General features: G+C 66.9%; 13 protein-coding genes. 6 read left to right on the top strand and 7 right to left on the bottom strand.

Features of this window, described 5'->3' with window-relative positions; translation table 11 throughout:
• Positions 1-8: 8 nt before the first annotated feature.
• From rplT to thrS, 4 genes are all read right to left on the bottom strand, one after another.
• A complete protein-coding gene (gene rplT / locus R5H19_RS04275) occupies positions 9-368 on the bottom strand; it encodes a 50S ribosomal protein L20 (RefSeq protein WP_318157715.1) in 360 nt (119 codons plus the stop codon).
• Between the two features lie 11 nt (positions 369-379).
• Complete coding sequence (gene rpmI / locus R5H19_RS04270; RefSeq protein ID WP_007512063.1) at positions 380-577, bottom strand: 50S ribosomal protein L35; 198 nt, start codon at positions 575-577, stop codon at positions 380-382.
• A gap of 274 nt (positions 578-851) precedes the next feature.
• Positions 852-1,376 carry a translation initiation factor IF-3 gene (gene infC, locus R5H19_RS04265; protein WP_318158152.1) on the bottom strand — a complete coding sequence of 175 codons (525 nt, stop codon included), beginning with the start codon at positions 1,374-1,376 and terminating at the stop codon, positions 852-854.
• A 44-nt stretch (positions 1,377-1,420) separates the two neighbouring features.
• Entirely contained in the window at positions 1,421-3,322 is a 1,902-nt protein-coding gene (gene thrS / locus R5H19_RS04260) for a threonine--tRNA ligase (protein ID WP_318157714.1), read from the bottom strand.
• A 260-nt stretch (positions 3,323-3,582) separates the two neighbouring features.
• Between thrS and R5H19_RS04255 the strand changes: the two genes are divergently transcribed.
• The gene (locus R5H19_RS04255) at positions 3,583-4,590 is read left to right on the top strand and encodes an NAD-dependent epimerase (RefSeq protein ID WP_318157713.1); all 1,008 of its coding nucleotides are present in this window, start codon (positions 3,583-3,585) and stop codon (positions 4,588-4,590) included.
• Between the two features lie 81 nt (positions 4,591-4,671).
• Here R5H19_RS04255 and R5H19_RS04250 read toward each other — a convergent pair whose 3' ends face one another.
• The 3 genes from R5H19_RS04250 to map all read right to left on the bottom strand — a co-directional run bounded on the left by R5H19_RS04250 (position 4,672) and on the right by map (position 8,716).
• Positions 4,672-5,121 (bottom strand): CopD family protein, encoded by a 450-nt coding sequence (locus R5H19_RS04250; protein WP_318157712.1) that lies wholly within the window; start codon positions 5,119-5,121, stop codon positions 4,672-4,674.
• 61 nt (positions 5,122-5,182) lie between these two features.
• Entirely contained in the window at positions 5,183-7,825 is a 2,643-nt protein-coding gene (gene glnD / locus R5H19_RS04245) for a [protein-PII] uridylyltransferase (RefSeq protein ID WP_318157711.1), read from the bottom strand.
• 126 nt (positions 7,826-7,951) lie between these two features.
• Complete coding sequence (gene map / locus R5H19_RS04240; RefSeq protein ID WP_318157710.1) at positions 7,952-8,716, bottom strand: type I methionyl aminopeptidase; 765 nt, start codon at positions 8,714-8,716, stop codon at positions 7,952-7,954.
• A 314-nt stretch (positions 8,717-9,030) separates the two neighbouring features.
• On the opposite strand from map, the gene rpsB reads away from it, so the two are divergent.
• From rpsB to uppS, 5 genes are all read left to right on the top strand, one after another.
• Positions 9,031-9,885, top strand: a complete 855-nt coding sequence (gene rpsB, locus R5H19_RS04235) for a 30S ribosomal protein S2 (RefSeq protein ID WP_318157709.1) — start codon at positions 9,031-9,033, stop codon at positions 9,883-9,885.
• 93 nt (positions 9,886-9,978) lie between these two features.
• On the top strand, positions 9,979-10,860 hold the full coding sequence (gene tsf / locus R5H19_RS04230) for a translation elongation factor Ts (RefSeq protein WP_318157708.1): 882 nt from the start codon (positions 9,979-9,981) through the stop codon (positions 10,858-10,860).
• Positions 10,861-11,077: 217 nt separating this feature from the next.
• Positions 11,078-11,800, top strand: coding sequence for a UMP kinase (pyrH, locus tag R5H19_RS04225; RefSeq protein ID WP_318157707.1), 723 nt, complete (start codon positions 11,078-11,080; stop codon positions 11,798-11,800).
• Positions 11,801-11,872: 72 nt separating this feature from the next.
• Positions 11,873-12,430, top strand: coding sequence for a ribosome recycling factor (gene frr / locus R5H19_RS04220; protein ID WP_318157706.1), 558 nt, complete (start codon positions 11,873-11,875; stop codon positions 12,428-12,430).
• A 25-nt stretch (positions 12,431-12,455) separates the two neighbouring features.
• Positions 12,456-13,196, top strand: coding sequence for a polyprenyl diphosphate synthase (gene uppS / locus R5H19_RS04215; protein WP_318157705.1), 741 nt, complete (start codon positions 12,456-12,458; stop codon positions 13,194-13,196).
• The last annotated feature ends 2 nt before the right edge of the window (positions 13,197-13,198 follow it).

Genomic DNA, 13,198 nt, shown 5'->3' with positions numbered 1-13,198 from the left:
CCTGACGATCAAGCGGCCAGACTGGCCTTCGCTTTCTCGGCAATTGCACCAAACGCCTTGATGTCGTGCACGGCGATATCAGCGAGGACCTTGCGGTCGACGGTGATGCCAGCCTTGCTCAAGCCATTGATCAGGCGGCTGTAGGACAGGCCGAACATGCGCGCGGCGGCGTTGATGCGCACGATCCACAGCGCGCGGAACTGGCGCTTGCGCTGCTTGCGGCCGATATAGGCGTACTGGCCGGCCTTGATGACGGCCTGATTGGCGACGCGGAAGACCTTGCGGCGGGCGTTGTAGTAACCCTTGGCACGGCCGATGACTTTCTTGTGACGACGACGGGCGATAACGCCCCGCTTTACACGAGCCATGGTCTGTCTCCTTACAAGTAGGGCAGCATGCGAGCCACGCCCGGCGCATCACACGCCTTCAGGTGGTTCGGTGCACGGAGACCACGCTTCTGCTTGGTCGACTTCTTGGTCAGGATGTGCGACTTGAACGCATGGCCGCACTTGATCTTGCCCGACGCGGTCTTGCGAAAACGCTTCGCAGCCGCCCGGTTGGTCTTGATCTTGGGCATGGAATGCTCCTTGTGTGGGGCGGATCCGCGCAGGAACGCCCCGGTTTCTGACTGATCTGGCGGTGATCCGGCGGATCACGCTTTCCGTCCTGCCACGATCGGTGCACGACCCATCCAGGCGGGTCGAACCGGCGATTATACGGAGTTCGCCCCTCGGATACCAGTAGGAGCGCACCCTGTGCGCGAATGCCCTGATGGCGATCGGTGCCAAGAGCATTCGCACACAGGGGGCGCTCCTACCGGAAGCTACCCGGTGCGATGGGCGCCGTGATGCCTATTTTTTCTTCGGCCCGATCATCATGACCATCTGGCGGCCTTCCAGGCGCGGAAACGACTCGACCTGGCCGTTGTCGCCGACGTCCTCCTGGATCTTCCTGGCCAGGTTCTGGCCCAGGTCCTGGTGCGACATCTCGCGGCCACGAAAACGGATGGTGACCTTGACCTTGTCGCCCTCTTCCAGAAAGCGAAGCATGTTGCGCAGCTTGATCTGGTAGTCGCCCACGTCCGTGACCGGACGGAACTTCACTTCCTTGATCTCGACCTGCTTCTGCTTCTTCTTGGCGGCCTGCGCCTTCTTCTGGGCTTCGAACTTGAACTTGCCGTAATCCATGATGCGGCAGACCGGTGGGTCGCCGTTCGGCTGGATCTCGACCAGATCCATGCCCGCTTCCTCGGCCGCGCGCAGCGCCTCGTCACGGGAGAGAATGCCGAGTTGCTCGGAATCCGGACCGATCACGCGCACGCGCGGTACGCGGATTTCCAGGTTGCGACGATTGCCCTTGTTGTCGGTGGTAGCGATACCACGATCCTCCAGAAGAAGTAATGAAACAGACCGCCCGGTACTCAATGCCGGATTTCGGTCTCCAGTCGCTCGACGAAGCCGGCCAACGGCATGCTGCCCAGGTCCTCGCCGGAACGGGTACGCACGGAAACGGCACCCGTTTCCCTCTCACGATCACCGACCACGAGAAGATAAGGCACTTTCTGCAGCGTATGTTCGCGGATTTTATAGCCGACTTTCTCGTTGCGCAAATCCGATTGTACCCGGAAACCTTTGTCGACAAGGGCTTGCGTCACTTCCCGGGCGTAGCCGGCCTGTGCGTCGGTGATATTGATCACCACCGCCTGCACCGGGGCCAGCCAGGCCGGCAGCAGGCCGGCGTGGTGCTCGATCAGGATGCCGATGAAACGCTCCATCGAGCCCACGATGGCCCGGTGCAGCATCACCGGGTGGCGCTTCTGCGAGTGTTCGTCCACGTATTCGGCGCCGAGGCGCTCGGGCATCATGAAGTCGACCTGCATGGTGCCGACCTGCCAGTCGCGGCCGATCGAATCCTTCATGTGGTACTCGATCTTGGGGCCGTAGAACGCGCCCTCGCCGGGCAGCTCGGTCCACTGCACCCCGGCGGCCGCCAGCGCGCCGCGCAGCGCAGCTTCGGCACGGTCCCACACTTCGTCGTCGCCGATGCGCTTGTCCGGGCGCAGCGCCAGTGCCACGTCGATGCGCTCGAAGCCGAAGTCGGCATACACCTGCATGGCCTGCGCGTGAAACGCGGTCACTTCCGACTCGATCTGCCCAGGCGTGCAGAAGATGTGGCCGTCGTCCTGGGTGAACGCACGCACGCGCATGATGCCGTGCAGCGCGCCGGACGGCTCGTTGCGATGGCAGCCGCCGAACTCGCCATAGCGGATCGGCAGCTCGCGGTAGCTGTGCAGACCGCTGTTGAACACCTGCACGTGGCCCGGGCAGTTCATCGGCTTCAGCGCGTAGGTGTGCTTCTCCGACTCGGTGAAGAACATGTTCTCGGCGTAGTTGTCCCAGTGGCCCGACTTCTTCCACAGCGACACGTCCAGCACCTGCGGGCAGCGCACTTCCTGGTAGCCGCTCTTCCGGTACACGCCGCGCATGTACTGCTCGACCTGCTGCCAGATCGCCCAGCCGTTCGGGTGCCAGAACACCATGCCGGGGCTCTCTTCCTGCTGGTGGAACAGATCGAGTTGCTTGCCGATCTTGCGATGGTCGCGTTTCTCGGCCTCTTCCAGCTGGAACAGGTAGGCCTTGAGGTCCTTGTCGTTGAGCCAGGCGGTGCCGTAGATGCGGCTGAGCATCGCGTTGTTCGAGTCGCCGCGCCAGTAGGCACCGGCCACCTTCATCAGCTTGAACGAGTGCAGCTTGCCGGTGTTGGGCACGTGCGGGCCGCGGCACAGGTCGGTGAACTCGCCCTGCGAATACAGCGACAGCTCCTCGCTGGCCGGGATGCCCTCGATGATCTCCGCCTTGTAGTGTTCGCCCAGGCCGCGGAAGAACGCCACCGCCTCGTCGCGCGACTTCACGCTGCGCGTCACCGGCAGCTGCTCGGCCACGATCTTGTGCATCTCCGCCTCGATCTTCGGCAGGTCGTCCGGGGTAAACGGGCGCTCGTAGGCGAAGTCGTAGTAGAAGCCGTTGTCGATCACCGGGCCGATGGTAACCTGCGCACCAGGGAACAGCCGCTGCACCGCCTGCCCCATCAGGTGCGCGGTGGAGTGGCGCAGGATCTCCAGCGCCTCGGGGCTCTTCTCGGTCACGATCTGCACGCTGGCGTCGTGCTCGATAGGGAAGCCGGCATCGACCAGCTTGCCGTCGACCTTGCCGGCCAGGGTGGCCTTGGCCAGGCCGGCGCCGATCGAGGCAGCCACGTCCTGCACGGTGACCGGATGGTCGAACGGCTTCTTGCTGCCGTCGGGTAGCGTGATTTCAATCATGGAGACTTCTCTGGAAAAGCAAAAAAGGGCATGACGCCCTTTCTTTAGGTGACGAAGAAACGAAGGCGTGGTGGCGGTCAGTGATGGAAGCAGGTAGTTGCCATGTCGCACACTCGGCCGGCGCGCAGCGCGGGCCACCTCAGGTCTCGTGGATAATGCCGAAACGCTAGTTTAGCCCGGATGGCCTGTCAATCCACGCCCGGCGCGACCTTGCCGGCAAGGCCCGGCGGTAGAATGCCCCGATCTTCCGAGGACACTCCATGCGCATCCTGGTCACCGGCACCGCCGGCTTCATCGGCGCCGCCCTGGCGCAGCGCCTGTTGGCGCGTGGCGACGCGGTGCACGGCATCGACAACCACAACAGCTACTACGACCCGGCGCTGAAGGAAGCCCGCCTGGCGCGCTTCATCGACCACCCGAACTACACCCACCAGCGCGCCGACCTGGCCGACGCGGGCGCGGTGAACCACGCGTTCGCCACGTTCAGGCCGCAGCGCGTGGTGAATCTCGCCGCGCAGGCCGGCGTGCGCTATTCGCTGCAGAACCCGCAGGCCTACGTGTCGAGCAACCTGGTCGGTTTCGTCAACATCCTCGAAGGCTGTCGGCACGGCAATGTGGAGCACCTGGTCTACGCCTCGTCCAGTTCGGTCTACGGCGCCAACCGCAAGCTGCCGTTCGCGGTGGAGGACGCGGTCGACCACCCGGTCAGCCTGTACGCCGCCAGCAAGAAGGCGAACGAGCTGATGGCGCATACCTACAGCCATCTGTACGGCCTGCCCACCACCGGCCTGCGCTTCTTCACCGTGTACGGACCGTGGGGCCGGCCGGACATGTCGCCGATACTGTTCGCCGACCGGATCAGCCGCGGCGAACCGATCGACGTGTTCAACTTCGGCCACCACAGCCGCGACTTCACCTACGTCGACGACATCGTCGAAGGCGTGATCCGCACGCTCGACCATCCGGCCGAAGCGGATCCGGCCTATGACGCCATGCAGCCGAATCCCGGCAGCTCGAGCGCGCCCTACCGCGTCTACAACCTCGGCAACGACCAACCGGTGCAACTGCTGCGCTTCATCGAGCTGCTGGAGCAGCATCTCGGCCGCAGCGTGGAAAAGCGCCTGCTGCCGATGCAGCCCGGCGACGTCCCGGACACCTGGGCCGACGTGTCGGCGTTGCGCCGTGACGTCGGCTACGCGCCGCACACCTCGATCGAGGACGGGGTGGCGAAGTTCGTGGCGTGGTACCGCGAGTACTTCAACCGCTGAACGCAGGAACCCGCTCGCAGGCGAGGCCCTTGGGGCGGACTCAGGAGCATCGCCCGCGAGCGGGCTCCTACAACCATGAACTCAAAACGGCTTGGCCAGCACCAGCCAGATCACGCCCAGCAGCAGCAGCACCGGCAGCTCGTTGAGCCAACGCAGCGCGCGCGACGACGGCAGCGCGCCGCCTTTTTCGCTGCGCTTGAGTACGCGCCCGGCCCACACGAAATACACCAGCAGCACGCCCACGAGGGTCAGCTTGGCGTCGATCCAGTGCGTGCCGGCAGCCACATTCGGCAGGGTCTCCGGCCACAGCCGCCAGCCCTGCCACAGGATCAAGCCGAACAGGAACGCGATGCCGAACACGTTGTGGCCGAACTTGTACAGCCGCCGCCCCATCAGTTGCAGCCGCGCCAGCACCGCCGGCTCGCCCGCCGCCTCGGCCATGTTCACCAGGATCCGCGGCAGGTAGAACACCGTGGCCATCCAGGCGATGACGAACAGCAGGTGCAGGGACTTGATCAGCAGGTAGGTCATGGCGGAACCGTGCGGCCGCTGCGGCATGCAGCGGCCGCGATGATAACGCGCAGCCCCGCACTCAATCCCGCGCCGGGCCGATCCGTTCCAGCAGGGCCTGCAGCAGGCGCTGCTGCAGCGCCTCGTCCAGCGGCGCGTCGTGGCGGTCGGTGAGCTGGAAGAAATCCTCCACGCGTTCGCCGAAGGTGGCGATGCGTGCGTCGTGCACGCGCACGCCGGTGGCCAGCATCACCTGCGCCACCGCGGCCAGCAGGCCCGGGCGGTCGGTGCCGACCAGAGCCAGCTGGGTACGGTCGCCGGCGGCGTGGAAACTGATCTGCGGCGTCATCTGGAAATGCTTCTGGTGGCGCGACATGCCGCGCCTGCTCGGCTGCACGCCGGCCGATTGCGTCAACGCGCGCTGCAGCCGTTGCTGCAACTCCTCCGCGCGGGCCGCGCTGATCGGTTGCTGGCTGTCCGCGTCGAGCAGCAGGAAGGTATCCAGCGCCATCCCGGTGGGCGAGCTGAGGATGCGCGCCTCCACCACCGACAGGCGCAGCCGGTCCAGCACCGCGGTGACGGTGGCGAACAGGCCGTCGCGGTCCGCCGCATAGACGAACAGCTCGGTGCTGCCGCGCACCGACAGCGGATGCGCCGCCACCAGCGGCAACGCGCCCTGCGCGTGCAGGATCGAGGTGGTCTGCCAGACGATCTGCTCCGGCCGGTGGCGCAGGAAGCTGAGCTGGGGGAAATCCGCCCACACGCGCAGCACGTCGGCCTCGGCATGGCCCTCGTTCATCAGCAGCGCCAACGCGTAGTCGGCGCATTCGCGCACGCGCTCGCCGATGTCGCGCGGCAGCTCCACGTCGCTGCGCAGCGCATAGCGGGTACTGGTGTACAGGTCGGCCAGCAGGCGGTCCTTCCAGCCGTTCCACAGCCGCGGACTGGTGCCGATGATGTCGGCCACGGTCAACAGATACAGCTGGCCGAGTCGTTCGCGGTCGCCCACCACCTCGGCGAAACGATGCACCACGTCCGGGTCGGTGATGTCCTGGCGCTGCGCGGTGGTGCTCATCAGCAGGTGCCAGCGCACCAGCCAGGCCACCCGCTCGGCGTCGGCCGGCGGCAGGCCGAGCCGGCCGCCGAACGCGCGCGCATCCTCCGCGCCCAGTACGGAATGGTCGCCGCCGCGGCCCTTGGCGATGTCGTGGAACAGGCCGGACAACAGCATCACCTCCGGGTTGGGCAGGCCGGCCCAGATCTCGCAGCCGAGCGGGAACTCGCGCTTCGCCGCGGGATCGGCGAAGCGCGCCAGGTTGCGCAGCACGCGCAAGGTGTGCTCGTCGACCGTGTAGGCATGGAACAGGTCGTACTGCATGCGCCCGAACACCTTGCCGAACGCCGGCAGGATCGCCGCCAGCAGCCCGTGCCGGTTCATCCGCCACAGCGCCTCCACCGCCGGCGCACCGCGGCGCAGCAGGCGGAGGAACGCGGCCAGTGCCTCGCCGTCGTCGGCCAGCGCCTCGCCGTGTGCAGCAGTGGCCTGGTGGATGCGGCGCATGGTGTCGGCGCTGAAGCCGACCACGCCCGGCTGGTCCAGCCGGGCGATGAAGACCTCCACCAGTGCGGCCGGCCGCCGCATGAACAGCTGCGGGTCACGCGCCGCCAGGCGCTTGCCGTAGCGGATGAAGTCGCTGCCCACCGGTTCCGCCTCGCCCGGCGGCTCCAGCATCTCCTCGAAGCGCTCGGCCACCTGCACGCCCAGCCGCTCGACCTGGCTGGCCGCGCGGTAATAGCCCTGCATGAACTGCTCGACACCCAGGTTTTTTGCGTGCTCGTCCTCGAAGCCCAGCCGCGCGGCCAGCGCACGCTGGTAGTCGAACAGCAGCCGCTCCTCCGGTCGCCCCGCCTCCAGATGCAGCGCATAGCGATAGCGGCGCAAGGTGGCCTCGGACTGCTCCAGCGCAGCCTGCTCGGCCGGGTCGAGCAGGCCCTCGGCCACCATGTCGGCGAAATCGTCCGCATGCGCCAGCCGCCGCCCCATCCAGCGCAGCGAGTCGAGCGTGCGCAGGCCGCCCGGGCCATCCTTGAGGTTCGGCTCCAGGTTGTAGGCGGTATCGTCGAAGCGGGCGTGGCGGGCGTCGCGCTCGGCCAGCCGGGCGGCCAGGTACGCCGCCGGCGGCCACAGCAGCGGATCCTCGACGATCGCCTTGAGTTGCACGTCGAATGCCGCGTCGCCGGCCAGCCGCCGCGCGTCGAGCAGGCTGGTGAACACGCTGGCGTCCTGCGCAGCCAGCGCACGGCACTGCGCCAGGTTACGCACCGCATGGCCGACCTTCAGGCCAATGTCCCACAGCGTGGCGAAGAACTGCTCGAGCGCGCGCAGGCGCGCCGGTTCCGGCGCCTGCGCGAGGGCCAGCAGGTCGACATCCGAATACGGAAACAGCAGGCCGCGGCCGAAGCCGCCTACTGCGAACAGCGCCGTCCCGGTCGCGTCGCCGAGGCAGGCGGTCCACACGTGCGCCACCACGCGCGCCACCGACTCGCCACGTCGCCGCGCCAGCGCACTGGCATCGGCACCATCGCGGAACGCGGTCGACAGTGCCCGGTCGACGTCGCCCAGCAGCTGTCGCAGGGCCTGCCGTGCCTCGGCCGACACGCCCGAGCGCGGTACCGCCGGCGGCAGGCGGGGCAAAGGAGGGAGCGCTGGAGAGCCGGTTGGCATGCAGAAAGCCGAGTGAACAGGAGCGAGAAGTGGAAGAGGCAGTCTGCCACGCCTCCACGGCGTCCGGCGTCGGCGTCGCGTGCTCGACTCCCTATTTCTCGCCCCTCTTCACTCGCTCCTGCTTCTTCAAGCGTCGGGCCAGGGCGTGAGAATCTCGAAGCCGTCATCGGTGACCACGATGGTGTGCTCCCACTGCGCCGACAACGAGTGGTCCTTGGTCACCACGGTCCAGCCATCCGGCAGCTGACGGGTCTGCGGCTTGCCGGCGTTGATCATCGGCTCGACGGTGAAGGTCATGCCCTGCTTCAGTTCGATACCGGTGCCGGGCTTGCCGTAGTGCAGTACCTGCGGTTCGTCGTGATAGACCTTGCCGATGCCGTGCCCGCAGTACTCGCGCACCACCGAAAAGCCGGCTGCCTCGGCGTGCTGCTGGATGGCGTGGCCGACGTCGCCCAGCGTCGCCCCCGGGCGCACCGCCTGGATGCCGCGCATCATCGCCTCGAAGGTGGTGTCGACCAACCGTTTGGCCAGCACCGACGGGCTGCCGGCAACGTACATGCGGCTGGTGTCGCCGTGCCAGCCGTCCTTGATCACGGTGACGTCGAGGTTGACGATGTCGCCGTCCTTGAGCACCTTGCCCTCATTCGGGATGCCATGGCAGATCACATGGTTGACCGAGGTGCATAGGGTCTTGGGGAAGCCGTGGTAGCCGACGTTGGCGGGGATCGCCTTCTGCACCTTGACGATGTGCTCGTAGGCGCGTCGGTCCAGTTCCTCGGTGGTGACGCCGGGCTTGACGTACTCCTTGAGCATGGCCAGCACCTCGGCCGCCAGCTTGCCGGCGACGCGCATGCCTTCGAGGTCTTGCGGGGATTTCAGGGTGATGGCCATCGGTTCCACTCATGTGGCGGCAAAAGCCCTGAAAATCCAGCGACTTGCCGCAACGCCGGCGCACCGGCTACAATTTCGGGGTTTTGCAGGGCTGACGCCTCCCGAGCAGGAGTCGATCCATGCAAAGCGAACCGGGATTGTAACTCCCAGCGGTACAACACCCAAACCAACGCCACACACGCATCGGCACCGCCTTCGGGGTGCCGCGCCTCGCCCACCATCAAAACCGGGCAAGCCGCGGTCGAAGCCGGGGATGCGTGGAGGTCCCAACCCCAGGTTCCTCCCAAGGGAACCGACAATCGGAGCGACACCCCATGGCACAAGTCACCATGCGTCAGATGCTGGAAGCCGGCGTCCATTTCGGTCACCAGACCCGTTACTGGAACCCCAAGATGGCCCCGTACATCTTCGGCGCCCGCGGCAAGATCCACATCATCAACCTCGAGAAGACCCTGCCGCTGTTCACCGACGCGATGAACTTCCTGTCGGGCCTGGCGCAGAAGCGCGGCACCATTTTGTTCGTCGGCACCAAGCGTTCGGCCCGCGAGCCGCTGGCCGAAGAGGCCGCGCGCGCCGGCATGCCGTTCGTCACCTCGCGCTGGCTCGGCGGCATGCTGACCAACTTCCGCACCGTGAAGCAGTCGGTGTCGCGCCTGAAGGAGCTGGAAGCGGCCGAGACCGACGGTTCGTTCGACAAGCTGGTCAAGCACGAAGTGCTGGCCCGCCGCCGCGAGCGCGAGAAGCTGCAGGCCTCGCTGGGTGGCATCAAGGACATGAACCGCCTGCCCGACGCGCTGTTCGTGATCGACATCGGCCACGAGGACATCGCGGTGCAGGAAGCCAAGAAGCTCGGCATCCCGGTGATCGCGGTGGTCGACACCAACTACAACCCGGAGCTGGTCGACTACGCCATCCCGGGCAACGACGACGCCATCCGCGCCATCCAGCTGTACGCCCGCGCCGCCGCCGACTCGATCCTGGAAGGCAAGGCCGCCGCGCCGGCCGCCGCCCAGGGCGACGCCAACGACTTCGTCGAGCTGGACGAGGAAGGCAACCCGGTCGCCAAGGTCGACCGCAAGCCGGCCCCGCGCCGCGACGCCGCCCCGCGCAAGAGCGCCCCGCGCCGCGACGGTGGCCGTGGCCCGCGCGATGGCGCTTCCGCGAAGTAAGCGCGCGACGACGGCTCCGCCGTCGGATCACTAGCGACAACGCGCCGGGGCAGGTACCTGCCCCGGCGCCACCCACGCATTAGAGGATTGACGATGAGCACTATTTCCGCACAACTGGTCAAGGAGCTGCGCGAGCGTTCCGGCGCCGGCATGATGGAATGCAAAAAGGCCCTGGTCGAAAACAACGGCGACATCGAGGCGGCGATGGAATGGCTGCGCAAGTCCGGCCTGGCCAAGGCTGACAAGAAAGCCAGCCGCATCGCCGCCGAAGGCCGCATCGTGGTCGCCCAGGGCACCGGCAAGGCCGTGCTGGTCGAGATCAACTGCGAGACCGATTTCGTCGCCAAGGACGCCAGCTTCCTGAAGTTCAGCGACAACGTGGCGGAAGTCGCGCTGAAGTCCGGCGCTGCCGACATCGACGCGCTCAAGGCCGCCGCCTACCCCGGCGGCGGCACGGTCGAGGACGCGGCCAAGGCGCTGATCGCCACCATCGGCGAGAAGATCGACGTGCGTCGCATGGCCCGCACCGAGAATGACGGCGTGATCGGCAACTACATCCACGGCGGCCGCATCGGTGTACTGGCGGCGCTCAAGGGCGGGTCCGAGGACCTGGCCAAGGGCATCGCGATGCACGTGGCCGCGATGAACCCGGCCTACGTCCGCGCCGAGGACGTGCCGGCCGACTTCCTCGCCAAGGAGAAGGAAATCGCGCTGGCCGCCATGTCGGACAAGGAAAAGAACAAGCCGGCCGACATCCTGGAGAAGATCATCGCCGGCAAGATCCACAAGATCGTGGCCGAAGTCACCCTGCTCGGCCAGCCCTACGTGCTCGACACCAACGTGAGCGTGGCCGAGGCACTGAAGAAGGAAGGCGCCGATGTCGTCTCGGTGGTCCGCCTGGCCGTCGGCGAAGGCATCGAGAAGGTGGAAGAGGATTTCGCCGCCGAGGTGATGAAGCAGGCCGGCTTGAGGTAACGTGACCCGTCGTCCCTGACGGGAAAACCGGCCATCCGTGGCCGGACTTTCAGAAAGAGCAGCGCTTCGAATAAGGGCCGCGGGAAACCGCGGCCCTTTTCGTTTTCGGTCAGGGTCGGGCGGCGCCCCGTTTCCCGCTCATATCCGCTCACGCCTCGTCCCTCCCCCCGCTCTCCGCTACAATGCGCCGGTTTGCCCCATACAATCCGGAGAATCCATGAGCGACCAGCCCAAGTACCACCGCATCCTGCTCAAGCTCTCCGGTGAAGCGCTGATGGGCGATGCCGACTACGGCATCGACCCGAACGTGATCGGCCGCCTGGCCGACGAGATCATCGAGGTGCAGCGCACCGGCGTGCAGGTCGGCATCGTGATCGGCGGCGGCAACATCTTCCGCGGCGCCGGCCTGGCCGCGGCCGGCATGGACCGTGTCACCGGCGATCACATGGGCATGCTGGCCACGGTGATGAACGCGCTGGCGATGGCCGACGCGATCGAGAAGCGCGGCGGCTACGCGCGCGTGATGAGCGCGATCCAGATCCACGACGTGGCCGAGGACTACATCCGCCGCCGCGCGATCCGCCACATCGAGAAGGGGCGCATCGCGCTGTTCGCCGCCGGCACCGGCAACCCGTTCTTCACCACCGACTCGGCCGCCGCGCTGCGCGCGGTGGAGATCGAGGCCGACCTGCTGCTGAAGGCCACCAAGGTGGACGGCGTGTACAGCGCCGATCCGGCACGCCACCCCGATGCCACCCGCTACGAGCGGCTCACCTACGGCGAGGTGATCCAGCGCAACCTGCAGGTGATGGACACCGCCGCCATCGCGCTGTGCCGCGACCATGGCATGCCGCTGCGCATCTACGACATGACCGTGCCGGGCAACCTGATGCGGATCATGCGCGGCGAGTCGGTCGGCACCCTGGTCAACGGCGGCTGACCGCGCCGCAGCAAGCCCCGCCCGCCGCCGCTGCTATAATCGAACGTTGCCAGATTCACCGGGAAACGCCACATGCTCAACGACATCAAGACCGATGCCCAGACCCGCATGGGCAAGAGCATCGAATCACTCAAGCACGACCTCACCCGCATCCGTACCGGCCGCGCCAGCACCGCGCTGGTGGACGGCATCAAGGTGTCGTACTACGGCTCGGACATGCCGCTGACCCAGGTCGCCTCGGTCACGCTGTCCGACGCGCGCACGATCATCATCACGCCATGGGAAAAGAACATGGTGGCGCCGATCGAGAAGGCGCTGATGGCCTCCGACCTGGGCATCACGCCGACCACCGCCGGCACCGTGATCCGCCTGAACATGCCCGCGCTCACCGAGGAGCGCCGCAAGGAACTGGCCAAGCACGTCGGCCACGAGGGCGAGAACGCCAAGATCGCGATCCGCAACGTGCGCCGCGACGCCCTGCAGCAGGTCAAGGACCTGCTCAAGGAAAAGCTCATCACCGAGGATGAAGACCGCCGCATCGACGACGAGATCCAGAAACTCACCGACCGCGCGGTGAAGGACGTCGACGCCGTGGTCAAGGCGAAGGAAGAGGAGTTGATGGCGCTTTGACCGAGCCATCGTCCACTCCCACTTCATGACCAAGGCCAAGGCACCCCGCGTCCCGCGCCACATCGCCATCGTGATGGATGGCAACGGCCGCTGGGCCAAGGCCCGCCACCGCCCCCGCAGCTTCGGCCACAACGCCGGCCGCAGGGCCGTGCGCGAGACCATCGAGGCATGCCTGCGCGAAGGCGTGCAGGTGCTGACCCTGTTCGCGTTCTCCAGCGAGAACTGGCAGCGCCCGCAGGACGAGGTGGGCGCCCTGATGAGCCTGTTCGTGCGCGCGCTGGACAAGGAAGTGGACGAGCTGCACGGTCACGGCGTGCGGCTGCGCTTCATCGGCGAGCTGGCCGCCTTCGACGACGCCCTGCGCGAACGCATGCAGGCCGCGATGGAACGCACCGCCGGCAACGAGCGGTTGCAGGTGAACATCGCGGTGAGCTACGGCGGCCGCTGGGACATCGTGCAGGCCAGCCGCCGGGTCGCCGCGGCGGTGGCATGCGGCGAGTTGCGCGTGGACGAGATCGACGAGGCCGCGCTGGGCCAGCGCATGAGCCTGGCCGGACTGCCGCCGCTGGACCTTTTCATCCGCACCGGCGGCGAATGCCGCATCAGCAATTTCCTGCTGTGGCAGGTCGCCTATGCCGAGCTGTACTTTACCGACACCTTGTGGCCCGATTTCGACCAGGCCTGCCTGCGCCGGGCCATCGAAGACTATGCCCGCCGGGAGCGCCGCTACGGCCGCACCGGCGAGCAGGTCGCCAACGCTTCCTAGAG

The sequence above is a fragment of the Rhodanobacter sp. KK11 genome (genome assembly GCF_033345435.1).
Taxonomy (GTDB): domain Bacteria; phylum Pseudomonadota; class Gammaproteobacteria; order Xanthomonadales; family Rhodanobacteraceae; genus Rhodanobacter.
The sequence above is the reverse complement of the archived record's forward strand: the minus strand, read 5'-3'. Positions and strand labels throughout refer to the sequence as shown.